Genomic DNA, 22,491 nt, shown 5'->3' with positions numbered 1-22,491 from the left:
ACGGACACCCCCGGAGTCGGCGGATTTCATCCAAGGGCGGCCGCCCTTGGACCTGTCCTGAAAATACCCTTTGGTGCAGCCTGAAGCAATGCATCCGGGGAATTGGCGGCCTATTGTCCCCGCAGCCCGTCCAAGGTGCGCTGCGCAGCTTCCCGCAATCCGCCCGGCCGGGGCCCTGCGGAGAGGATGTCCCGGCTGGAGGTTCCCAGGACCAGCGGGTACGCGGCGCCGAACGTGGCCCGGAGATCGGCAGGGGTAGCTCCCTGGGCGCCGAGGCCTGGCGCCAGGATGGGGCCGCGGACTGCTGCGAGGTCCAGGTCGAGGTCCGTCAGGGCCGTGCCAACGGTGGCGCCCACCACCAGGCCTACGGACCCAAGGCTTCCTGCGTAGCGGGCGTTCTCCGTGGCTGCAGCGGTGGTGATCCGGCGGGCTACCGAATCGCTGCCGCCAACGTGCTGGACGGAGGCGCCTTCCGGGTTGGACGTCAGGGCAAGGACGAACACGCCCCGGCCTGTGTCCGCGGCAAGGTCCAGTGCCGGCCGCAAGGACTCGAACCCGAGGTAGGGGCTAAGGGTGACCGAGTCCGCCGCGAGCGGGGAGCCGTCACGGAGCCAGGCATCGGCGTAGGCAGCCATGGTGGAACCGATGTCCCCGCGCTTGGCATCGGCGATGCTGAGCACCGACTGCTCGCGGGCCCCGGCCAGGACCTCTTCCAGCACGGCAATGCCGGCTGATCCGTGCCGTTCGTACAGCGCCACCTGGGGCTTCACCGCGGCAGCGAGCGGAGCCACGGCCTCAAGGACCGTCAGCGAAAACCGCCTCAGCCCCGCGGCGTCGTCGTCCAGGCCCCAGCTTTCCAGCAGCGCCGGGTGCGGGTCGATGCCCACGCAAAGCGGACCGCGGGATGCCATAGCGGCGCCCAGCCGGGAGCCAAAGGACTCCCGGCCGGCGCCCGGTACCTGCTCAGGCATGCTGCAGGGCCGCCTTCTGCTGCGACTCGGCAAGGGCGGCTGCGTGCTCCTGCAAGCTGGTGACGGACCACTCGTAGGTGCGCATGGCTTCGATGGCCTGGACGGCGGCGTTGAACTCCGCCACCGTGGTGATGCACGGAATGCCGATGGACGTGGCCGCGGCGCGCAGTTCGTAGCCGTCGCTGCGGGCTTCGCCGCCGGACGGGGTGTTGAAGACCATGTCGATTTCTCCCGCGACGATGAGGTCGGCAATGGTGCCTTCCCCTTCAGCGCTGCTGCCCTCGGCCACCTTGCGTACCGGGGTGGCCTGGATGCCGTTGCGGCGCAGGACATCGGCGGTGCCGCCGGTGGAGACAATCTCGAAACCGAGGTCCGAAAGGCGCTTGACGCCCATGATCACCGAGCGCTTGTCCCGGTTGGCCACGGACACGAAGACCTTGCCTTCGGTGGGCAGCGCGTTGTTGGCGCCCGCCTGGCTCTTGGCGAACGCGGTGTCGAAGTGCTTGTCGATGCCCATGACTTCACCGGTGGAGCGCATCTCGGGACCGAGCAGGGAGTCCACCACCTTGCCCTCGAGCGTCCGGAACCGGCTGAACGGCAGCACGGCTTCCTTGACGGCGACGGGCGCGTCCAGCGGGAGGGTGGATCCGTCGCCGGTTTCGGGCAGCATCTTGTAGGCACTGCGCAGCTGGTTGATGGTCACGCCGGTGCCGATCAGCGCTGCGGCCTTGGCCATCTGGACGCCGGTGGCCTTGGACACGAACGGCACGGTCCGGGAGGCGCGCGGGTTGGCTTCCAGGACGTACAGGACGTCCGAGGCCAGCGCGAACTGGATGTTGATCAGGCCCCGGACGCCCACGCCCTCGGCGATGGCGCGGGTGGCCACGCGGACCCGTTCGATGACGTTGCTGCCCAGGGTGATGGGCGGCAGGACGCAGGCGGAGTCACCGGAGTGGATGCCGGCTTCCTCGATGTGTTCCATAATGCCGCCCAGGTACATGTCGGTGCCGTCGAAGAGGGCATCGACGTCGATCTCGACGGCGTCCTCCAGGAATCGGTCGATCAGAACCGGGTGGTCCGGGGTGATCTCGGTGGCGTTGGCGATGTAGCGGGAGAGGTTCGGCTCGTCGTAGACGATTTCCATGCCCCGGCCGCCCAGCACGTAGGACGGGCGGACCAGGACGGGGTAGCCAATCTCGTCGGCAATCTTCTTGGCGTCCTCGAAGGAGACGGCCGTACCGTTCTTCGGCGCCACCAGGCCGGCCTTGTCCAGCACGCGGGAGAAGGCGCCACGGTGCTCGGCGAGGTCGATGGCCTCCGGTGAGGTACCCAGGATGGGCACGCCGGCGTCGGCGAGCTGCTGCGCCAGCTTCAGCGGGGTCTGGCCGCCGAGCTGGACGAACACGCCCATGACGCCGCCCGTGCGCTCCTCGGCAGCGATGACCTCGAGGACGTCCTCGAGCGTCAGGGGCTCGAAGTACAGCCGGGTGGAGACGTCGTAGTCGGTGGAGACGGTTTCCGGGTTGCAGTTGACCATGACGGTCTCATAGCCGGCCTTGCGGAGCGCCATGGACGCGTGGACGCAGGAGTAGTCGAACTCGATCCCCTGGCCGATGCGGTTCGGGCCTGAGCCAAGGATCAGGATGGACGGCTTGGAGTGCAGCGCGACCTCGTCCTCCTCGTCATAGGCAGAGTAATGGTAGGGCGTGTAAGCGGCGAACTCGGCGGCGCAGGTGTCCACGGTCTTGTAGACGGGGCGGATGCCGAGGGCCTGGCGGACGCCCCGGACCACTGCCTCAGGGTTGTGCGTGAGGGCGCCGATCTGCTCGTCCGAGAACCCGTGGCGCTTGGCACGCTTGAGCATGTCCGCTGTAAGTGCACCGGCCTGGCGGATTTCGTGGGAGATCTCGTTGAGCAGCTGGAGCTGGTCAAGGAACCAGGGATCGATCTTGGTGGCCTCGAACAGCTGCTCCACGGTGGCGCCGCCCAGGAGGGCGCGCTGAACCTGGTGCAGGCGCTCGGTGGTGGGGCGTTTGGCCTTTTCGATAAGTTCGGCCACTTCCCATTCCGGGACGCTGCTGAAGTCCAGCTGCGAGCCCTTCTGTTCCAGGGAGCGCAGTGCCTTCTGCAGTGCTTCGGTGAAGTTGCGGCCCATGGCCATGGCCTCGCCCACCGACTTCATGGTGGTGGTGAGGGTGTTGTCCGCCGCCGGGAACTTCTCGAAGGCGAAGCGCGGGACCTTGACCACTACGTAGTCCAAGGTGGGCTCGAAGGACGCCGGGGTCTTCTGGGTGATGTCGTTGGGGATCTCATCCAGGGTGTAGCCGAGCGAGAGCTTGGTGGCGATCTTGGCAATCGCAAACCCGGTGGCCTTGGACGCCAGTGCTGACGAGCGGGATACGCGGGGGTTCATTTCAATGACCACTACCCGGCCGGTGGCGGGGTCGATGGCGAACTGGATGTTGCAGCCGCCGGTATCGACGCCCACCTCACGGATGACGGCGATGGCGACGTCGCGCAGTTTCTGGTACTCGCGGTCGGTGAGGGTCAGCGCCGGAGCCACGGTGATGGAGTCGCCGGTGTGCACGCCCACGGGGTCGAAGTTCTCGATGGAGCAGACGACAACCACGTTGTCGTTCTTGTCCCGCATCATTTCGAGCTCGTATTCCTTCCAGCCCAGGATGCTCTCCTCGAGCAGCACCTCGCTGGTGGGGCTGTACTGCAGGCCCTGGCCGACAATCCGGCGCAGGTCGTCCTCGTTGTAGGCGAGGCCGGAGCCCAGGCCGCCCATGGTGAAGGACGGGCGGACCACCATGGGGTACCCGAGGTCGACGGCGGCCGTGAGGGCCTCGTCCATGGTGTGGATGATGTGGCTGCGGGCGGACTCGGCGCCGCAACGCTCCACGACACCCTTGAACTTTTCGCGGTCCTCGCCGAGTTCGATCGCGGCGATGTTCGCGCCGATCAATTCCACGTTGTACTTCTCGAGCACGCCGTTCTTGTCCAGGGCGATCGCGGTGTTCAGCGCGGTCTGGCCGCCCAGGGTGGGCAGCACGGCGTCGGGCCGTTCCTTGGCGATGATTTTCTCCACCACCTCGGGGGTGATGGGTTCGACGTAGGTGGCGTCGGCGAACTCGGGGTCGGTCATGATGGTGGCCGGGTTGGAGTTCACGAGGATGACGCGCAGGCCCTCCTCTTTGAGGACGCGCAGGGCCTGCGTGCCGGAGTAGTCGAATTCCGCGGCCTGGCCGATGACGATCGGGCCGGAACCAATGACGAGGACGCTTTTGAGGTCTGTACGTTTTGGCATTACTTCTTGTCCTCGGTCTTGTTGTCGTTGGCAGTCTTGGTGTCAGCGTTCCTGGTGTCCGCCATCAGGTCGATGAAGCGGTCGAACAGGTAGGCGGCGTCGTGCGGGCCGGCGGCAGCTTCGGGGTGGTACTGCACGGAGAACGCCGGGATGTCCAGGCAGGCGAGGCCTTCCACGACGTCGTCGTTCAGGCTGATGTGGCTGACTTCCACCCGGCCGTACCGTGATTCCGGCGCCTGGGTGGCCCCGTCGAGCGGGGCGTCCACGGCGAAGCCATGGTTCTGGGAGGTGATTTCGACCTTCCCGGTGCGGCGGTCCATCACGGGCTGGTTGATGCCGCGGTGTCCGTAGCGGAGCTTGTAGGTGCCAAAGCCCAGGGCCCGGCCGAGGATCTGGTTGCCGAAGCAGATGCCGAAGTACGGCAGCTTTTCGTCCAGGACTGAGCGGAGCAGCTTGACCTGGGCGTCTGCGGTCGCTGGGTCGCCGGGGCCGTTGGACATGAAGAAGCCGTCCGGGTTGACTGCCTTGACGTCCTCGAGGGTGGCGGTAGCCGGGAGCACGTGGACGCGGACGCCCCGCTCGGCGAACCGGACCGGGGTCATGGCCTTGATGCCGAGGTCAATCGCCGCGATGGTGAAGCGGGGTTCCCCCTCCCAGCCGTGGTCCTTGGGCTCCACCACGTAGGCTTCGTCGACGCTGACTTCCTCGGCCAGGCGGGAACCTTCCATGGGCTCGCCGGCCAGGACGGCGTCGAGCAGTTCCTTGTCCGTGGCCTCTGCCGCCTCGCCGGAGAAGATGCCGGCGCGCATGGTCTTGTGTTCGCGCAGGTGCCGGGTGATGGCGCGGGTGTCCACGCCCTGGATGCCGACGATGCCCTGGGCCACCAGTTCCTCGTCAAGGGAGCGCTCGGAGCGCCAGTTGGAGGGCCGGCGGGCGGCGTCCCGGACAATGTAGCCGGCCACCCAGATCCGCCGGGACTCGGCGTCTTCGCTGTTCACACCGGTGTTGCCGATGTGGGGTGCGGTCTGCACCACGAGCTGGCGGGCGTAGGACGGGTCCGTAATGGTTTCCTGGTAGCCAGTCATGCCGGTGGCGAAGACGGCTTCGCCCAGGGCGGTGCCGGTGGCGCCGTAGCTGGTGCCTCGGAAAATGCGGCCGTCTTCGAGAACCAGCGCAGCGGGGGCTGACACAGGAGCGGAGGTGGTTGCTGTCAATGTATTCGCTTTCACTGTCTTACTTTCCACTGGTGGCACCAGCCGCTGGGGCTGACGAAATCAATTCCTGCAGGGCCTGGTAGAGCACGTCTTTGTCGGCAGCGCGGCGGGTCCGGAAGCCGGTGTCGAGTTCGTGCGCGCCGTGCGTCCATGCCAGCACGAGCAGGCCGTCTTTCTCGACGAACTTCCCGGCCATGCCGCTGTCCTGCCGGACACCGGTCAGGGAAGCAGCTGGAATGTAGAGCGCCGGCGCTCCGGCCCGTTCGTAGAGGACGCCGTGCGGGTAGACCGCGAGGGTTGCGTTGGTGCGGATCCCCAGGCCATGGACGGCGATCCGGTCAAGCCAGTCACCGGCGGTGGTGGTGGCAACGTACTGCCCTTCGGCGACGGCGGCGGGTTCACCGGGTGCCGCAGGCACCTCGGGCAGCTGTTCGACGTCGGCCTGGCGCCTGAGCCGATTCCGCCAGCCGATGCCCAGGAGGACAAAGACGACGGCGACGACCGCCAGCATGGCAAGTCCGGGGAGGATTTTGTCCATCAGGCGACGCCTGCCGTGGTGGCTGCGGCGTCGGGGTGGGGCGTGTTCAGTGCACCCTCGAGCACCGTGGGGTGTCCCTTGTAGAAGGTGGCCACCACCTTGCCCGGCAGTTCCCGGCCCTTGAACGGCGAGTTGCGGCCCATGGTGGCCATCGTGGACGGATCGACGGTCCAGCGGGCTGCCGGGTCCACCAGGATGAGGTTGGCGGGTTCGCCCGCTTCGATGGGCCGTCCCTGGTCGGTGAGGCGCCCGATCTTCGCCGCGGCCGTGGAGGTGACGCGGGCGAAGTCCGCCCACGTCATCAGCCCGGTTTCGATCATGGCGTGCTGCACGACTGAGAGGGCCGTTTCAAGCCCGGTCATTCCCATGGCGGCCTGCGCCCATTCGCATTCCTTGTGTTCGCTGGGATGCGGTGCATGGTCGGTACCCACAACGTCGATCGTGCCGTCTGCGAGCCCGGCACGCAATGCCTGGACGTCGGCATCGGTGCGCAGCGGCGGGTTGACCTTGAAGACGGGGTCGTAGCTGCGCACGAGGTCATCGGTCAGCAGCAGGTGGTGCGGGGTCACCTCGGCGGTGACGTCGATGCCCCGTTCCTTGGCCCAGCGGATGATTTCCACGGAGCCTGCCGTGGAGACGTGGCAGACGTGCAGCCGCGAGCCGACGTGCTGGGCCAGCAGGACGTCGCGGGCGATGATGCTTTCCTCGGCGACCGCAGGCCAGCCGGTCAGGCCGAGGACCGCCGAGACGTCGCCCTCGTTCATCTGTGCCCCTGCGGTAAGGCGGGGTTCCTGCGCGTGCTGGGCCACGACGCCGTCGAACGCCTTGACGTATTCCAGCGCCCGGCGCATCAGGACGGGATCGTGGACGCAGATGCCGTCGTCGGAGAACATCCGGACCCGGGCGCGGGAGTCGGCCATGGCGCCGAGTTCTGCCAGCTGCTCCCCCGCCAGTCCGACCGTGACGGCCCCGACCGGGCGTACGTCCACCCAGCCTGCAGCGCGGCCCAGGGTGTAGACCTGCTCGACGACGCCGGCGGTGTCGGCGACGGGGGTGCTGTTGGCCATGGCATGGACGGCCGTGTAGCCACCCAGGGCCGCTGCGCGGGTTCCGGTTTCGACGGTCTCGGCGTCCTCGCGGCCGGGTTCGCGCAGGTGGGTATGGACATCCACCATGCCGGGCAACGCCACGAAGCCGGCGGCGTCGATCACCGCGGCTCCGTCGGCATCCAGACCGTGGCCGATCTCGGCAATGATGCCGTCACGGATCAGCACGTCCGAGGCTTCGCCGCCCAGGATCGAGGCGCCCTTGATGAGGTAGGTTCCAGTGGTGGTCGTCATCAGATGCTCTCCTTGATGGGCGCGGCGGTGGTGTAGGCCGGGGCCCGGGTTGCGGCTGGTTCGCGGGAATCCCCGGAGAGCAGCAGGTACAGTGCGGCCATCCGGACGGACACGCCGTTGCGGACCTGTGCCAGGACGGTGGACCGGGATGAGTCGGCGGCGGCGGCGCTGATTTCCAGGCCGCGGTTCATGGGACCGGGGTGCATGATGATGGTGTCCGTCATGCCGAGGTCGTCCAGGGCGCGGAGCCGGTTGTCGTCGAAGCCCCAGCGGCGGGAGTATTCCCTGGTGCTGGGGAAGAACGACGCGTTCATGCGTTCGCCTTGGACGCGGAGCATCATGACGGCGTCCACGCCGTTTGCCAGGGTTTGGTCGAGATCGTAGCTGACGCTGCAGGGCCATTGTTCGACGCCGACCGGCAGCAGGGTGGGCGGTGCCACCAAGGTGACCTCCGCACCCAGGGTACGGAGCAGCCAGACGTTGGACCGTGCCACGCGTGAGTGCAGGACATCCCCGACGATCGCGACGCGCAGGCCCTTAAGGTCGGTTCCCTCCGACGCCGTTCCGGCCAGCCGCGCCCAGTGCCGGCGCATGGTGAAAGCGTCCAGGAGGGCCTGGGTGGGGTGTTCATGGGTGCCGTCACCGGCGTTGATGACACCGGCGTCGATCCAGTCCGTTGCGGCGAGCCGGTGCGGCGCGCCCGACGCCCAGTGGCGGATGACGACGGCGTCTGCCCCCATGGCGGACAGCGTCTGGGCGGTGTCCTTGAGGGATTCGCCCTTGGATACCGAGGACCCCTTTGCGGCGAAGTTGATCACATCGGCCGACAGCCGTTTGGCTGCGGCTTCAAAGGAGATGCGGGTCCGGGTGGAGTCCTCGAAGAAAAGGTTGACTACCGTGCGTCCGCGCAGCGCCGGGAGTTTCTTGACCTCCCGCTCGCCGACGGCAGACATTTCCTCGGCAGTGTCCAGGATGCGGATGGCATTCTCAAGGCTGAGGTCCTGGGTGGACAGGAGGTGTTTCATGCGCCGGCCTCAATCACGACTTCGTTGACCGGTGATCCGCCGTGGGGCGTGTCGGTCTCCTCGAGCCGGACCCGGACCTTTTCGGCGGAGGACGTGGGCAGGTTCTTGCCCACATGGTCAGCACGGATGGGAAGTTCGCGGTGGCCCCGGTCGATCAGGACGGCAAGCCGGACGATGCGGGGCCGGCCGAGGTCAACGAGGGCGTCCAGGGCGGCGCGGATGGTGCGTCCCGAGTACAGGACGTCGTCGATCAGCACCACTACCTTGTTGTCGATCCCCGTACGGGGCAGTTTGGTGGGGTACGGCGGCCGGGTCCCCTGGTGGGAAAGATCGTCACGGAACATGGTGACGTCAAGCTGGCCCACGATCGCGGCAGCGTCCACGGTGGCGTCGGCAGCGGCGATTTTTTCGGCCAGCCTGACAGCCAGCGGGTATCCGCGGCGGGGAATGCCCAGCAGGACCAAGTCGCGGGATCCCTTGTTGGCTTCGAGGATCTCATGGGCGATACGAGTGAGTGCCCGGTCAATATCCGCCTGGCTGAGGACAACCCTGGCTGGAACCGGTGCGCTGGTGACAGAAGTCAACGCTCGTCTCCCCTTTCCCCGCCTCACAGGACGGAATTAAAAAGGAACATTTGCGATTCAAAATTACCACATCGCCTCCCGTCCCCTGCCCCCGGGAAACGCGTTGCTGGTCACACCGGATGGCGCGGATTGGCGGTTCCTTGGCGCTCCGGCAGCCCCCGCCTAGGCTTTCCGGTATGCCGACGTATCCGCAGCAACCAACACCCGGGCTTCCCGAGGACCCCTACCGCGAAGCGCCCGGGCCGGTCCCCCGGCAGGCCAACCCCAGCTGGATGGGCCAGGTCCATCCAGGACATTACCGCCCGGCACCGGGGCACGGCGGCCAGCCCCTGGCCACCGTCGGCCCGTATGTCCCGGAGCCTGCGCTGCGGGTATCCCGGGCACGGACCGGGCTGGCGGGACTCTCCATCGCAGGCAGTGTGCTGGCGTTCCTGAGCCTGTTCCTGGTGGTCCCGTTCCTGCTGTCCAATACCGGCGCCGGCGGATTCCTGATCGGGTTCCTCGCGTCCCTGGTTCCCTTGTCCGTGGTCCTGGCGGCGGTCCACATTATCGACAGGTGGGAACCAGAGCCCAAGCGGCTGCTGTTATTCGCCTTCGTGTGGGGCGCCGCGGTATCCGTTGCCGTGACCCTGCTCATCCAGCCGTTTTTCGTCATCGCGTTCCAGTTCACGGACCAAGTGGACCTGCAAACGTATATGGCCACAGTCCAGGCGCCCGTGGTCGAGGAGTTCGCCAAGTCCTTGGGCCTGCTGATCATCCTGCTGGCAGCGCGACGGCAATTCGACGGGCCCGTGGACGGTGTCGTCTTTGCCTTTACCATCGCCGGCGGGTTCGCCTTCACCGAGAACATCCTCTATTTCGGCAGGGCCGTGGCCGAATCGGCTTCCCCTGCCAGCGACCTCGCCCAGATCTTCGTCCTCCGCGGCGTGATGTCGCCCTTCGCGCACGCGATCTTCACCGGAACCACAGGCCTGGTGATGGGGTTCGCCGCGCGGAAGTGGCATACCGGAGCATCGGTCGGAGCGTTCCTTGTGGGGCTGCTGCCGGCCATGTTCCTGCACAACAGGTGGAACAGCATGGGCAGGGGCTTCCTGCTGGACTACATCATGGTCCAGGTTCCGATCTTCCTGCTGGCGGTGGCAGGCATCATCTTCCTTCGGATTGCCGAGAAACGCCTGACCCGGCAAAGGCTGCTGGAGTATTCGGCCGCGGGCTGGTTCACGCCGGACGAGGTCCAGCTCCTGGCGACCCCTACCGGAAGGCGCACGGCGTTGTCGTGGGCCGCCGCCTCGGGCAGGAAACCGCAGATGAAGCAGTTCCTGAAGGCGGCCACACAGCTCGCGAATATCCGCCAGCGGATCCTGAGCGGGCGGGACGTGCCCCTTCACCAGGCCGAGGAGCGGCAACAGCTCCAGAGGATCCTGGAAGCTCGCGCAGCCATCGCCCGTTGAGGACGCAGAAGGGACCCGCCGGATGTCCGGCGGGTCCCTTCTGCGTCGAGCTGACGCCGCAAACCTGGCCTCTTGGCTAGGCGAGCAGCGAGGGCTTCAGCTGCTGCAACCGGCCGAGCAGGCCGTTGATGAACTGCGGAGACTCATCCGTGGAGAGCGTCTTGGCCAGTGCAACGGCTTCGCTGACCGCCACTCCGTCGGGGACGTCGTCGTTGTACAGGAGCTCCCAGGTACCAATGCGAAGGATGATGCGGTCCACTGACGGCATCCGTTCCAGGCTCCAGCCCTGCGAGTAGGTCTCCAGGAACTCATCGATGGCAGCCTGCTGGGACACTACGCCCTCAACGATTTCCAGGGTGTAGGGGTTGACCACCTGGTCGGTCTTTTCCCGGCGTGCGCGGAGCACGTCGAACGCCGAAACAGAGCGTTGCTCCGCCTCGAAAAGAACATCCAGTGCCCTGTTGCGGGCTTTACCGCGGGCGCTCACTACTCGGTGACCCGGCCCAGGTAGCTGCCGTCGCGGGTGTCCACCTTGACCTTGGTGTTGTTTTCGATGAACAGCGGCACCTGGATCTCGTAACCCGTTTCCAGGGTGGCAGGCTTGGTGCCGGCGGACGAGCGGTCGCCCTGCAGGCCCGGCTCGGTGTAGGTGATTTCGAGGACGACGCTCGGCGGCAGTTCGATGTAGAGAGGGTTGCCGTCGTGGATGGCGATGTTCACCATCTGGTTCTCAAGCATGAAATTGGTGGCGTCCCCCACCGTGGCACCGGAAACGGTGATCTGGTCGTAGTCGGAGGTGTCCATGAACACGAAGTCTGCGCCGTCCTGGTACAGGTACTGGTAGTCGCGGCGGTCCACGGTGGCCGTCTCAATCTTGAGGCCGGCGTTGAAGGTCTTGTCGACAACCTTGCCGGACATCACGTTGCGCATCTTGGTGCGGACGAACGCGCCGCCCTTGCCGGGCTTGACGTGCTGGAACTCGATGATGTTCCACAACTGGCCCTCAAGCTTCAGGACCGTTCCGTTCTTAATGTCGTTAGTGGTTGCCACTGGTTTCCTCTGGTTTCTTTATCCGGCCGTGTGGGCCAGGTGCTGTATGCCGGGCGGGCAAACCAAAGCGGCCCGCCTGCACGTGTTTGTCAAAAATCGCGTGGATGCAAAAATTCCACAACCATTCTACCCGGTAAATACCGGGCAGCTTGTCCGCTGTCGCCGCCTGCCGCCTCAGCAGGCCAATTCCAGGATGTCCCGCGCACGCTGGAGCGCCACGGTGGAGGAATAGATTTGGGCAGCATCCGCGGACTGCGCCACCCGCAGGTCCAGCGCCTTGGAGAACGACTCCACGGCGGCGGAGGTCTGGCCCGCTGCGTACTGGGCCTTGCCCAGGAACTGCAGTGCCCACGCTTCACGGGGCGTGCCGTGTACCTCTGCCAGGAGCTGCCGGAACAGTTCAATGGCGCGGTCCATCCGGTGGGTGACGCTCAGTACCTCGGCTTCGAAGACGCGCAGCCGGAACGATTCCGGGTCCTTGAAACGTGCTTCGGCCAGGAGTTCAGCCGCGTCGGAGGCATGACCCTCGACCAACAGGACGAATATGTGGTCCGCGGGGTCAGTGGAGGCTGACAGTGCTTCCCGGACGGCGTCCTCATTGACGACCTGGGCCATCAAGGTTTCCGGGTTGATGCGGATACCGGGAAATCCGGCCTGGGGCCAGTCGGCGGTGCCGTTCATGTCGCCCTGCATCAGGATGCAATTTCCTGGTACGCGGCGAACAGCAGCGAGGTGTCCGGCACATCAAGGATGCCCGGCTTGGCGATTCCGTCCAGCACCACGAAGCGCAGCAGGTCGCCGCGGGACTTCTTGTCGCGGCGCATCCCATCCAGCAGCCCCTGCCAGCGGTCCCTGCGGTAGGTGACCGGCAGCCCGAGGCCGTCCAGGATGCTCCGGTGCCGGTCGGCATCGGCATCGCTGAGCCTGCCCACGCTGCGGGCAAGTTCGGCCGCGAACATCATGCCCACGGACACCGCGGCGCCGTGCCGCCACGAGTAGCGTTCCACCAGCTCGATGGCGTGGCCCAGGGTGTGTCCGTAGTTCAGGATTTCCCGGAGCCCGGATTCTTTGAGGTCCTCGGAAACCACCTTCGCCTTGACGGCGATGGCGCGTTCAATCAGCTCGCGCAGTGCCTCGGAGCGGGGATCCACCACCGCGGCCGGGTCTTTCTCCACGAGATCGAGGATGGCGGGGTCGGCAATGAAGCCGCACTTGATGACCTCGGCGAGGCCGGAAATGATCTCGTTCTTCGGCAGCGTGTCCAGCGTGTCCAGGTCGGCCAGGACGGCCGCAGGCGGGTGGAACGCTCCCACGAGGTTCTTGCCTTCCGCGGTGTTGATGCCGGTTTTGCCGCCCACGGACGCGTCAACCATGCCCAGCAGGCTGGTGGGCATGTGGATGACCTTGACGCCGCGCAGCCAGGTCGCGGCGACGAAGCCGGCGAGGTCGGTGACTGCTCCCCCGCCCACGGCCACGATGGCGTCCGAACGGGTGAAGTCGTTCTGGCCCAGGACCTGCCAGCAGAATGCCGCGACCTGGATGTGTTTGCCTTCCTCGGCGTCCGGGATTTCCGCCGTAAGCGAGGTGAAGCCGGCCTCGGCCAGCTCGTCGCGGACGGTGTCGCCGGTGAGGCGCAGCGCGCGGGGGTGGATCACCAGGACGCGTCGGACGCGTTCACCCAGCAGCGCGGGAAGTTCACCAAGCAGGCCGCGCCCGACGACGACGCCGTAGTTGTTTCCGGCACCCTCGCCGGTGACGTTGATGACTGTTGATTGAGTGTTCACTTCTCAACTTCCTGTTTGGCAGCTGCGTGGTGCCGCAGTGCTGCTTCCAGCCGTGCGCCGAGCTCGGGTATGGAGCCGTGGCGGACGTCCAGGGTGATGTCGGCCAGCCTCTCGTAGACCGGCCTGCGGGTGGCGAACATTGCTGTCCAGCGGCCCATGGCGTCGCCGGCGAGGAGTGGCCGGCCCGAGTTCCGGGCAATCCTGTCCGCCACGGTATCAGCGTCGCATTCGAGGTAGACAACGGTGCAGCGGCCCATGAGCTGCTGCGTCCCTGAGTCGAGCACGGCCCCTCCCCCAGCGAAATCACCGTGGTGGTCCCTGCCGCTTCCTCAACGGCGCCGGCGACGGTCCGGGCTTCGATTTCGCGGAACGCGTGCTCTCCGCGGCCTGCGAAGATATCGGCGATGGAGCCGTGCCCGGCAACGATGACTGCGTCGGTGTCAATGAAACGGGCGCCCAATTGTTGCGCCAGTTGCTGGCCGATGGCCGATTTGCCGACGGCCATGGGGCCAATGAGCACGATCGGCCGGCCGCCTGCGGGGCCGGTACTGCTGTGATGGAGCACTACTGGCCGATCGAGTCCAGGGAAGCCGGGATGTTGTCCAGGTAACCCTTGATGTTGCGGGCGGTTTCCGGCACGGAGTCACCACCGAACTTCTCCATGACCGCTTCGGCCAGGACCAGTGCCACCATGGCCTCGGCCACGACGCCTGCGGCCGGGACGGCACAGACATCGGAGCGCTGGTGGTGGGCCTTGGCCGGTTCACCGGTGCTGACGTCGATGGTGCGCAGGGCGCGCGGCACGGTGGCGATCGGTTTCATGGCGGCACGGACCCGGAGGACGTCGCCAATGCTCATGCCGCCTTCGATACCGCCGGCTCGGTTGCTGGCACGGCTGATCCTGCCCTTGCCGTCACGGACAATTTCGTCGTGGGCGGCTGAACCGCGGCGTGCAGCGGTCAGGAAGCCGTCGCCCACTTCCACGCCTTTGATGGCCTGGATTCCCATGAGCGCCGCGGCCAGGCGGGCATCGAGCCGGCGGTCCCAGTGCACGTAGCTGCCCAGTCCCGGCGGAAGCCCGTAGGCGAGGACTTCGACCACGCCGCCCAGTGTTTCGCCTTCTTTGTGTGCGGCGTCCACCTCGGCAACCATGGCGTCGGAGGTTTCGCGGTCGTAGCAGCGCAGCGGATCCGTGTCCAGGGCGATGACATCGCCGGGCAGCGGCAGGGGCCGGCCTTCGGGCACGGTGACGCTGGCGATCGAGACTGTGTGGCTCACCAGTTCGATTCCGAGGTGCCGGAGGAAGCGGGCTGCCACGGTGCCGAGGGCAACCCGGGTCGCTGTTTCGCGGGCGCTGGCGCGTTCCAGGACCGGACGTGCCTCGTCGAACCCGTATTTCTGCATCCCGGTGAAGTCGGCGTGGCCCGGGCGGGGCCGCGTCAGCGGTGCGTTGCGGGCCTGGTCGGCGAGGAGTTCAGCATCCACGGGGTCGGCAGACATAATCTGCTCCCATTTGGGCCATTCGGTGTTGCCCACCTGGATGGCGACGGGACCGCCCTGGGTGCGGCCGTGCCGGACACCGCCGAGGATGGTGACCACGTCCTGCTCGAATTTCATCCGTGCGCCGCGGCCGTAGCCGAGCCGGCGGCGGGCCAGGGAGTCTGCGATGTCCCCGCTGGTGATTTCCACACCAGCAGGGACGCCCTCAATAATTCCCATCAAAGCCGGGCCATGGGATTCACCGGCAGTCAACCAACGCATAATTTCCATCCTGCCACGTAGGGCGGTCAGAACGCCCGTCGGGCAAGGCCGACTGCGTCACACATCACATCTATGACAGCTGCGTTAACGTCTTCCCCACGCCGGGTGAAAAGCCGCACCTGCTCCACCGCCTGGTACAGCAGCATCTCCAGGCCTGGCACCACGCGGCCGCCCCCGGACTGCCACACCGAGGCCACCAGGCTGGGCCACGGATCATAGGCCACATCCAGGAGGACACCCGGCGTCGTTGTCTTCAAGGCCGCGATTTCGGCGGCGAGGCCGTCGGCCGCGCGTGGCGGCAGGGTGGAGATGACGACGTCGGCTTCCGACGTCGGGCGCGCGGCGTCAGCGAGCGGTCGGACCTCCAGCGCTACCCCCAGGCTGCCGGCCGCGGCGCGGACGTCGGCAGCCCGCGAGGAATCACGGACGTACACCTGAACCGTAGAGGTGCCGAGTTCTTTCAGGGCCGCAACAGCCGACGCCGCCGTGCCGCCGCCGCCGAGTATTACGGCGGACGGCGCCGCAGCCGTCCCGGCGTGGCGCAAGGCGTTCACGATCCCCGGGACGTCGGTGTTGGACCCGACCGTCTTCACCGCGCCGCCGGATTCCTCGAAAGTGACCGTGTTGACGACCCCCAGGGTCTGCGCCACTCCACGGACTTCGTCCACTTCATCAAGCATGGCGGTCTTCAGCGGCATGGTCACGGAGAGCCCGCGCCAGCCGGGCTGGTTCCGGATCTGGCGCATAAAGGACGGCAGCAACTGCTCGGTGACGTCGATGGCCGTGTAGCTGATCGCCGCGCCCAGCCGCTCATACGCCGAAAGGTGCAGCGCGGGAGACTTTGAGTGGCTGATCGGGTGGCCAAGGACGGCAGCCCGCAGGCTCATGTGCAGCGGCCCGCGTTGGCCTTGCACCACGCGTTGTATTGCTCAACGTTGGCGTTGTGTTCGGCCAGCGTCTTCGCGAACTTCGTTTCGTTGGTGTCGAGGTTGACGGTGACCCAGTACAGGTAGTCATTGGATTTGGGCCGTGCGGCCGCGTCGATGGCAGTCTTGCCCGGCGAACCAATGGGACCTGGCGGGAGTCCGGGGTTGGCGTACGTGTTGTACGGGTTGGACTTGTCCTTGCGCTGGTCATCCGTGAAGTTCAGGCTCTTGGTGCCCAGGCCGTAGGTCACCGCCGAATCCACCTGGAGGAAACCGCCGGTCTGGTCGTTCGGCTTGAGCCGGTTATAAATCGCTCCGGCCACGTCGCCGTAATCGGCCTGGCCGCCCTCGGCCTGGACAATGCTGGCCACAATGACGGCCTGGTACTGCTTGGCGGGGTCGGTGATTCCCTGCGACACCAGCTCATCGGTGGTGGCTTTCACGAGGGACTGCAGGATGTCTTTGGCCGGGGTTCCGAGCGGGAAGCGGTATTCACCCGGGGCGAGGTAACCTTCCAGGTTCTTCGCGTTCGCCGGCAGGCCAAACTGGGCGGGCTGGTTGCTCAGCGCCTGCAACTGCTGTATGGAAACTCCAGAACCCTCGGAAATTGCCTGCAGCGACTCCCCGATCCGCAGGCCGGCGCTGAGGGCGAAGTAGATGACCTTGGACTTGTCTTTGCCGGCCAGGACATCAACGGCGTCGGCGTTCTTCATTTCGGTCTTGAAGACGTAGTCGCCCGGCGACAGCGTTGCCCCGGATGCATGGAACGCTTGCATGAAGGTGTCGGCATTGGCCACGACCCGCTGGTTCTCAAGGTCGACAGCCACCGACCGGGTGCCTTCGCCGCTTGCCACGGTCACGTGGACCTCGCCGGTCCCCGGTCCGGGGAAATCCGATGGCTTGCCGCTGCCGAGGAGGGGCTTGAGGAACTGGGCGCCCACAGCCACCGCCGTCACGAACACAGCGAGCGTCAGGAACAGGGCCAGCAACCTGCGCCGGCGCCGGACCTTCTTCGAGGGCCGGGACACTACCTGGGCTGCCGAGGACACGGGAAGCAGCTCGTGGGCGGCGTCCGGGTGGGCAGCGTCCGGATGGGCGTCGTCGTGGTATCCGGCGTCGTATGCATGGTGGTCGGGGATTTCCCCGTAGTGGTGCCCGTCGTCGGCGTCATGGTGGACGTCGGCGAAGGGGGCGTGGTCCGGGTGGTGGGCCACGTCGTCGTGGTGCTGTCCGTCCTCGTGCTGCAGGTCCTGGTGGTGCGCAACGTCCGCGTAGGCGTACACGTCCGCAGGGTGCTCTTCGTCCGGGACGTTCGCCAGGTCCTCCTGCTGGTGTACGTCGTCGCCAACCTGCACGTGGTCATGCGGCGGCGCCACGGTGTCGTGGTGGGTGCCGGCGGAAGCCTCGTTACTCCAAAGGCCGGCAGGGTGGGAGTGACCGGACGGCGGTCCGTCCTGGATGGATGGCGGCGCTTCGGGGGCAGCCGGCACGTCCTCGGCGTCGGGAAGCGGAGCAAAGGTTGGTTCTGCGGCCGCGGGAGCGGCTGCCGGCGGCGTGACGGGAGGCGGCGGGACCTCGCCCGTCTCATAGGCCTGCTCGGGGACGGCGTCGTGGCCGCCGGTATTGAGGCTCTTTTCGCGTGCGCGCAGTTCCTTGCGGGTCAACGGCCTCGCGGCCCCGGCGTCCTGCGGGCCGGAAGTGTCGTCAATGTTGGCAGGGCTCACTGTTGCCTTCCATTATCTGAAGATCGGGCCGTGTCTGCGGAGATGGCGCGGACTGGTTCGTCCACCCCACCGGCCCCCAGGTCCACGGTCGGGGATGGCGCTGTCACGCGTGAGCCGACATCCGCTCCCCTGGCTTTCTGCATGTCGATGGCGTGCTGAAGGATACCCGCCGCCGCGACCTGATCAACCACTTTACGGTGGTTCCTGCTGCTCATGCCAGCTTCGTGCAGGTTCCGGTGCGCCGTAACGCTGCTCAGCCGCTCGTCCACGAGGTTCACCGGGACCGCCAAACCGCGTCCGGAAAGCTCTTCAACCAGCAGCAGGGCGTAGTCCGTGGCCATCCTGGCGGACGCGTGTTCTTCGCCCTTCATGGTGCGGGGCAGGCCCACGAAAACCTGGACGGCTCCATGTTCTTCCGCCAGTTTGGCGATGACCCGAACGTCCGAGTTCTTCTTGGCGTTCCGGTCAAGGGTCTTGTAGGGCGTGGCCAGGATCCCGTCGCGGTCACACAGTGCCACGCCGACCCGGACGGTGCCCACGTCCACCCCCAGTTTGACGCCCTGGGGGTAGCCGCCGGCAGCTGCAGGATTGGTCATGGCAGGATTAGCGCGCCGAAATGGCGTCGACGACGGCGGCCAGCGCGGCGCCAACCTTTCCGGCGTCGGTCCCTCCACCCTGGGCCACATCGTCCTTGCCGCCACCGCCACCGCCGAGCACGCCGGCGGCGATACGGACCAGCGCACCGGCTTTGACGCCGGCTTCCCTGGCTGCCTCGTTGGTGGCCACCAGGATCAACGGACGGTCGTTGGCGACACCGGCGACGGCAACCGCGGAGGCCGCCGAGCCGAGCCGGTTGCGCAGGTCCAGGGCCAGGCCCCGAAGGTCGTCGGCTCCACTGACGGTGCCGGCGTCGTGGGCCAGCACCTTCACTCCCCCGGCGTCCTTGGCGGTGTCCACCAGCCGCGCGGCAGAGGCAGCCAGCTGTTCCTTGCGGAGCCGGTCCAGTTCCTTCTCGGTGGCTTTCAGTTTGGCCAGCGTGGCGGAAATCCTGTCGGCGAGCTGGCCGGACGGGACTTTCAGCAGGTCGGTCAGTTCGGTCACCAGGGCCCGCTCGGCGGCAAGGTGGCGGAAAGCCTCCATGCCCACGAAGGCTTCCACGCGCCGGTTGCCCGAACCGACGGACTGTTCGCCCAGGAGGGAAAGGCTGCCGATCAGCGAGGTGTTGGCAACGTGGGTGCCGCCGCAAAGCTCCCGCGACCACGCGCCGTCGATTTCCACCACGCGTACTTCGCTGCCGTAGTTCTCGCCGAAGAGGGCCATGGCACCCATGGCCTTAGCCTCGGCCAGGCCCATGATCTTCGTTTCCACCGCGTAGTTGTTGCGGATGGCGAGGTTGGACACCTCCTCGATTTCCGAACGCGTCGCCTTGCTCAGGCCTTCGCCCCACGCAAAGTCGAAGCGCAGGTAACCGGCCTTGTTGAAGGAGCCGCGCTGGGTGGCCTCCGGCCCGAGGATCTGGTGCAGGGCCGCGTGCACAATGTGCGTGCCCGTGTGGGCCTGCTCGGCGGCGTGCCGGCGTTCACGGTCGACGGCGGCGCGCACCAGCGAGTCTGCGCCGATCTCGCCTTCGCGGACAACCGCTTTGTGCACGCTCAGGCCCTTGATGGGGCGCTGGACGTCCAGGACCTCGACGACGAACCCGTCACCGGTGATGAGGCCGGTATCGGCGGCCTGGCCGCCGGCCTCGGCGTAGAACGGGGTTTCGGCGAGCACGAGTTCGATTTCGTCGCCGGTGGCAGCCTGCTGGACCTTGCGGCCTGCGCTCAGGAGGCCGCGGACACGCGACTCGCCCTCGAGTTCGGTGTAGCCGGTGAAGACCGTCTCGCCCTGGCCCAGGAGCTCCTGGAAGACGGTGACGTCGGCGTGGCCGCCCTTCTTGCCCTTGGCATCTGCCTGGGCGCGCTGGCGCTGTTCCTGCATCAGGCTGCGGAAGGCTGCCTCGTCAACCTTCAACCCTGCCTCTTCGGCCATCTCGAGCGTGAGGTCGATGGGGAAGCCGTAGGTGTCATGGAGGGTAAAGGCGTCCTCGCCGGACAGCGGCTTGTTGGCGGCCTTGGATTCCTTCACCGCGTCCTCCAGCCGCGCCGTGCCGGACGCAATGGTGCGCAGGAACGCCTTCTCCTCGGCGTAGGCGATGCGGCTGATCCGTGCGAAGTCGGTGTCCACGACGGGGTAGACGCCCTTCATGGCATCCCGCGACGCCGGCAGCAGCTCCGGCAGGCAGGCCTGTTCGACGCCCAGCAGGCGCATGGAGCGCACTGCACGCCGGATCAGGCGGCGCAGGACGTAGCCGCGGCCTTCGTTGGAGGGGGTGACTCCGTCGGAGATCAGCATGAGGGCCGAGCGGATGTGGTCGGCCACAACGCGCATCCGGACGTCGTCCGTGTGGTGGGGGTCCTCGGGAGTCTCGGCGGAGGTGTATTCCTTGCCGGAGAGTTCCGCGGCCTTGTCGATGACCGGACGGACCTGGTCGGTCTCGTACATGTTCTCGACGCCCTGCAGGATCATGGCGAGGCGTTCCATGCCCAGGCCCGTGTCGATGTTCTTCTTGGGCAGTTCGCCCACGATGTCGAAGTCCACCTTGGAGCGCACGTTCTCGATCTGGTACTGCATGAACACAAGGTTCCAGATCTCGATGTAGCGGGTCTCGTCAGCCAGCGGGCCGCCTTCGATGCCGTAGGCCGGTCCGCGGTCGTAGTAGATCTCCGAGCAGGGCCCGGCCGGACCCGGCTGGCCGGTGGACCAGTAGTTGTCCGACTTGCCCATCCGCTGGATGCGTTCAGCGGGGACGCCGGTGTTCTTGAGCCACAGTTCCTCGGCTTCGTCGTCCTCTTCGTAGACGGTCACCCACAGCCGCTCGGGCGGAAGGCCGTAGCCGCCGTCGTCAACGCTCGTAGTGAGCAGCTCCCAGGCGAACTTGATGGCGTCTTCCTTGAAGTAGTCGCCGAACGAGAAGTTGCCGCACATCTGGAAGAAGGTGCCGTGCCGGGCAGTCTTGCCCACTTCTTCGATGTCACCGGTGCGGATGCACTTCTGCACGCTGGTGGCACGGGAGTAGGGCGGTTCCTCGCGGGCGGTGAGGTAGGGGATGAACGGGACCATGCCGGCCACCGTGAACAGCAGCGAGGGGTCGCTGGAGACCAGCGATGCGGAGGGAACCGCCGTGTGGCCCTTGCTGACAAAAAAGTCCACCCAGCGCTTAGTGATCTCCTGCGACTTCATGAGCTGTTTTCTTACCCTTCGTGGTCCGCGGCTCCTGCCGGGCGCGGAAAGTTAATTCAGGTGGCGGGATCCGGGATCGGTTCCCGCCGGTTTTCGTTGGCTGCCGTTGCGTGCCCTGGGGCTCAGCGGCGCACCAGTTCCGCGGAGTCGACGCCCAGTGCGGCGCGGAGGTCGGTCTCACGCTCGCGCATCCCGGCCCGGACGGCATCGGCGAAGTCGTACACGCCGTCTGCCAGGCGCCCAACAGCACGGTTGAGGCCTTCGGGTCCGAGGTTGGCCTGTGCCTCGGTGACTTTACGGAACGCGATGACGCCGATGGCCACGCCAATTCCCATCCAAACAATTCGTTTCATGTTCGTTCTTTTCGAATCTAGCGGCTGCGGCGGCCGGCTGCGGGCTTCCTGCGGTTCGCGAAGGCGCTGCGCACGCCGTAGCTGAACGCGGCCACCTTGATCAGCGGCGAACCCACCGTGGCGGCGACCAGGGAGGACAGGGCGGAAATGTTGGCGGACGCATCCGAGACGTTGGACGAGATGCCGTCGACCTTCTTCAACTGCTGGTTGGTGGTCGAAACGGTGGCGGTGACCTCGTCCATCAGGGGCGTGGCGCCGTCACTGATGGATTTGATGGCGGTGCGCACCTCGTCGAAGACACTTCCCAGCTTCAGGATGGGTACCGCGAGCAGCAGCACCAGGAGCGCGAACACCCCAGCAGCGATCAGGCCGGCAATATCGCCACCAGACATAGACGTTCATCTCCTCGAAATTCCGTGGTCGGGTTCCATCCTGGCCGGGCCCGGAAGGCCCGATGCGCAGATGTCCCCCAAGTACCTTACATACAAAGAAGCCCGTGGCGCTTGCCACGGGCTTCTTTGGATACGCTGCTGGGATTTAGCGTGCGTAGAATTCGACGACGAGCTGCTCTTCGCAGGTCACCGGGATTTCCGAACGCTTGGGGCGGCGGACCAGGCGGGCCTGCAGGGCTTCCAGCTTGACGTCCAGGTAGGCCGGAACGGCAGGCAGGACGTCGCGGTGGGCGCCGGCGGCGGCAACCTGGAGCGGAACCATGGTCTCGCTGCGGCTGTGGACGTGGACCAACTGGCCCTCGCCGACGCGGAACGACGGACGGTCAACGCGGACGCCGTCAACCATGATGTGGCGGTGCACAACCAGCTGGCGGGCCTGGGCGATGGTGCGGGCGAAGCCGGCACGCAGGACCAGTGCGTCAAGGCGCATTTCGAGCAGTTCGATGAGGTTTTCACCGGTCAGGCCCTTGGTGCGGCGGGCTTCCTCGAAGGCACGGGTCATCTGTGCTTCGCGGATGCCGTACTGGGCGCGCAGGCGCTGCTTTTCACGCAGACGTACGGCGTAGTCGGAGTCCTGCTTCTTGCGGGCGCGGCCATGCTCACCGGGGCCGTACGGGCGGCGCTCCATGTACTTGGCGGCCTTGGGGGTCAGAGCAATGCCGAGGGACCGCGAGAGGCGGGCCTGACGGCGAGCACGAGTGTTGTTAGCCACTTGTGTCCTTCCAA

Annotated in this window: 20 protein-coding genes and 1 pseudogene; 1 reads left to right on the top strand and 20 read right to left on the bottom strand. The window is 66.6% G+C overall.

Going from position 1 to position 22,491, the window contains the following annotated elements:
• Positions 1-110: 110 nt before the first annotated feature.
• Genes pyrF through pyrR form a run of 7 tightly spaced genes read right to left on the bottom strand, consistent with a single transcriptional unit; the run spans position 111 to position 8,982 of the window.
• Positions 111-971 (bottom strand): orotidine-5'-phosphate decarboxylase, encoded by an 861-nt coding sequence (pyrF, locus tag ACX5I6_RS14540; protein ID WP_461840931.1) that lies wholly within the window; start codon positions 969-971, stop codon positions 111-113.
• The gene (gene carB / locus ACX5I6_RS14535; protein ID WP_461840930.1) at positions 964-4,281 is read right to left on the bottom strand and encodes a carbamoyl-phosphate synthase large subunit; all 3,318 of its coding nucleotides are present in this window, start codon (positions 4,279-4,281) and stop codon (positions 964-966) included. Before carB ends, pyrF begins: the two co-directional genes overlap by 8 nt.
• Positions 4,281-5,534, bottom strand: a complete 1,254-nt coding sequence (carA, locus tag ACX5I6_RS14530) for a glutamine-hydrolyzing carbamoyl-phosphate synthase small subunit (RefSeq protein ID WP_461840929.1) — start codon at positions 5,532-5,534, stop codon at positions 4,281-4,283. Before carA ends, carB begins: the two co-directional genes overlap by 1 nt.
• The gene (locus ACX5I6_RS14525; RefSeq protein ID WP_285246161.1) at positions 5,515-6,033 is read right to left on the bottom strand and encodes a PH-like domain-containing protein; all 519 of its coding nucleotides are present in this window, start codon (positions 6,031-6,033) and stop codon (positions 5,515-5,517) included. Before ACX5I6_RS14525 ends, carA begins: the two co-directional genes overlap by 20 nt.
• Positions 6,033-7,373 carry a dihydroorotase gene (locus ACX5I6_RS14520; RefSeq protein WP_285246162.1) on the bottom strand — a complete coding sequence of 447 codons (1,341 nt, stop codon included), beginning with the start codon at positions 7,371-7,373 and terminating at the stop codon, positions 6,033-6,035. The genes ACX5I6_RS14525 and ACX5I6_RS14520 overlap by 1 nt, the downstream gene beginning before the upstream one ends.
• The gene (locus tag ACX5I6_RS14515) at positions 7,373-8,398 is read right to left on the bottom strand and encodes an aspartate carbamoyltransferase catalytic subunit (protein ID WP_285246163.1); all 1,026 of its coding nucleotides are present in this window, start codon (positions 8,396-8,398) and stop codon (positions 7,373-7,375) included. Before ACX5I6_RS14515 ends, ACX5I6_RS14520 begins: the two co-directional genes overlap by 1 nt.
• Complete coding sequence (pyrR, locus tag ACX5I6_RS14510; protein WP_461840928.1) at positions 8,395-8,982, bottom strand: bifunctional pyr operon transcriptional regulator/uracil phosphoribosyltransferase PyrR; 588 nt, start codon at positions 8,980-8,982, stop codon at positions 8,395-8,397. Before pyrR ends, ACX5I6_RS14515 begins: the two co-directional genes overlap by 4 nt.
• Before the next feature lie 176 nt (positions 8,983-9,158).
• On the opposite strand from pyrR, the gene ACX5I6_RS14505 reads away from it, so the two are divergent.
• Complete coding sequence (locus tag ACX5I6_RS14505; protein ID WP_461840927.1) at positions 9,159-10,433, top strand: PrsW family intramembrane metalloprotease; 1,275 nt, start codon at positions 9,159-9,161, stop codon at positions 10,431-10,433.
• Between the two features lie 76 nt (positions 10,434-10,509).
• On the opposite strand, the gene nusB is transcribed toward ACX5I6_RS14505, so the two are convergent.
• The 13 genes and pseudogenes from nusB to rpsD all read right to left on the bottom strand — a co-directional run bounded on the left by nusB (position 10,510) and on the right by rpsD (position 22,477).
• On the bottom strand, positions 10,510-10,920 hold the full coding sequence (gene nusB / locus ACX5I6_RS14500; RefSeq protein WP_018761427.1) for a transcription antitermination factor NusB: 411 nt from the start codon (positions 10,918-10,920) through the stop codon (positions 10,510-10,512).
• Positions 10,920-11,483: an elongation factor P gene (gene efp, locus ACX5I6_RS14495; protein ID WP_018761428.1), complete on the bottom strand. Its 564-nt coding sequence runs from the start codon at positions 11,481-11,483 to the stop codon at positions 10,920-10,922. The genes nusB and efp overlap by 1 nt, the downstream gene beginning before the upstream one ends.
• A gap of 174 nt (positions 11,484-11,657) precedes the next feature.
• Positions 11,658-12,176: a tetratricopeptide repeat protein gene (locus ACX5I6_RS14490; RefSeq protein WP_461840926.1), complete on the bottom strand. Its 519-nt coding sequence runs from the start codon at positions 12,174-12,176 to the stop codon at positions 11,658-11,660.
• Positions 12,176-13,267 (bottom strand): 3-dehydroquinate synthase, encoded by a 1,092-nt coding sequence (gene aroB, locus ACX5I6_RS14485; RefSeq protein WP_285246167.1) that lies wholly within the window; start codon positions 13,265-13,267, stop codon positions 12,176-12,178. Before aroB ends, ACX5I6_RS14490 begins: the two co-directional genes overlap by 1 nt.
• Positions 13,264-13,772: pseudogene (locus ACX5I6_RS14480) on the bottom strand (shikimate kinase). Before ACX5I6_RS14480 ends, aroB begins: the two are co-directional and overlap by 4 nt.
• A gap of 59 nt (positions 13,773-13,831) precedes the next feature.
• Positions 13,832-15,031 (bottom strand): chorismate synthase, encoded by a 1,200-nt coding sequence (aroC, locus tag ACX5I6_RS14475; protein ID WP_461841726.1) that lies wholly within the window; start codon positions 15,029-15,031, stop codon positions 13,832-13,834.
• A 23-nt stretch (positions 15,032-15,054) separates the two neighbouring features.
• Entirely contained in the window at positions 15,055-15,915 is an 861-nt protein-coding gene (locus ACX5I6_RS14470) for a shikimate dehydrogenase (RefSeq protein WP_461841725.1), read from the bottom strand.
• On the bottom strand, positions 15,912-17,678 hold the full coding sequence (gene mltG, locus ACX5I6_RS14465; protein WP_461840925.1) for an endolytic transglycosylase MltG: 1,767 nt from the start codon (positions 17,676-17,678) through the stop codon (positions 15,912-15,914). Before mltG ends, ACX5I6_RS14470 begins: the two co-directional genes overlap by 4 nt.
• A complete protein-coding gene (ruvX, locus tag ACX5I6_RS14460; protein ID WP_461840924.1) occupies positions 17,675-18,274 on the bottom strand; it encodes a Holliday junction resolvase RuvX in 600 nt (199 codons plus the stop codon). Before ruvX ends, mltG begins: the two co-directional genes overlap by 4 nt.
• A gap of 7 nt (positions 18,275-18,281) precedes the next feature.
• Entirely contained in the window at positions 18,282-20,960 is a 2,679-nt protein-coding gene (gene alaS, locus ACX5I6_RS14455; protein ID WP_461840923.1) for an alanine--tRNA ligase, read from the bottom strand.
• Positions 20,961-21,082: 122 nt separating this feature from the next.
• Positions 21,083-21,313 (bottom strand): DUF6167 family protein, encoded by a 231-nt coding sequence (locus tag ACX5I6_RS14450; protein WP_243835433.1) that lies wholly within the window; start codon positions 21,311-21,313, stop codon positions 21,083-21,085.
• 17 nt (positions 21,314-21,330) lie between these two features.
• On the bottom strand, positions 21,331-21,705 hold the full coding sequence (locus tag ACX5I6_RS14445) for a DUF948 domain-containing protein (protein ID WP_018761438.1): 375 nt from the start codon (positions 21,703-21,705) through the stop codon (positions 21,331-21,333).
• A gap of 145 nt (positions 21,706-21,850) precedes the next feature.
• The gene (gene rpsD, locus ACX5I6_RS14440) at positions 21,851-22,477 is read right to left on the bottom strand and encodes a 30S ribosomal protein S4 (RefSeq protein ID WP_009357431.1); all 627 of its coding nucleotides are present in this window, start codon (positions 22,475-22,477) and stop codon (positions 21,851-21,853) included.
• Positions 22,478-22,491: the final 14 nt, after the last annotated feature.

Source organism: Arthrobacter sp. MMS24-T111 (assembly GCF_054888995.1).
The sequence above is the reverse complement of the archived record's forward strand: the minus strand, read 5'-3'. Positions and strand labels throughout refer to the sequence as shown.

What these genes read in the sequence shown, in the direction of transcription:
- pyrF (WP_461840931.1), bottom strand. Translation starts at nt 971, where the DNA reads ATGCCTGAGCAGGTACCGGGCGCCGGCCGGGAGTCCTTTGGCTCCCGG.
- carB (WP_461840930.1), bottom strand. Translation starts at nt 4,281, where the DNA reads ATGCCAAAACGTACAGACCTCAAAAGCGTCCTCGTCATTGGTTCCGGC.
- ACX5I6_RS14525 (WP_285246161.1), bottom strand. Translation starts at nt 6,033, where the DNA reads ATGGACAAAATCCTCCCCGGACTTGCCATGCTGGCGGTCGTCGCCGTC.
- ACX5I6_RS14520 (WP_285246162.1), bottom strand. Translation starts at nt 7,373, where the DNA reads ATGACGACCACCACTGGAACCTACCTCATCAAGGGCGCCTCGATCCTG.
- ACX5I6_RS14515 (WP_285246163.1), bottom strand. Translation starts at nt 8,398, where the DNA reads ATGAAACACCTCCTGTCCACCCAGGACCTCAGCCTTGAGAATGCCATC.
- ACX5I6_RS14505 (WP_461840927.1), top strand. Translation starts at nt 9,159, where the DNA reads ATGCCGACGTATCCGCAGCAACCAACACCCGGGCTTCCCGAGGACCCC.
- ACX5I6_RS14490 (WP_461840926.1), bottom strand. Translation starts at nt 12,176, where the DNA reads ATGCAGGGCGACATGAACGGCACCGCCGACTGGCCCCAGGCCGGATTT.
- ACX5I6_RS14470 (WP_461841725.1), bottom strand. Translation starts at nt 15,915, where the DNA reads ATGAGCCTGCGGGCTGCCGTCCTTGGCCACCCGATCAGCCACTCAAAG.
- ruvX (WP_461840924.1), bottom strand. Translation starts at nt 18,274, where the DNA reads ATGACCAATCCTGCAGCTGCCGGCGGCTACCCCCAGGGCGTCAAACTG.
- alaS (WP_461840923.1), bottom strand. Translation starts at nt 20,960, where the DNA reads ATGAAGTCGCAGGAGATCACTAAGCGCTGGGTGGACTTTTTTGTCAGC.
- ACX5I6_RS14450 (WP_243835433.1), bottom strand. Translation starts at nt 21,313, where the DNA reads ATGAAACGAATTGTTTGGATGGGAATTGGCGTGGCCATCGGCGTCATC.
- ACX5I6_RS14445 (WP_018761438.1), bottom strand. Translation starts at nt 21,705, where the DNA reads ATGTCTGGTGGCGATATTGCCGGCCTGATCGCTGCTGGGGTGTTCGCG.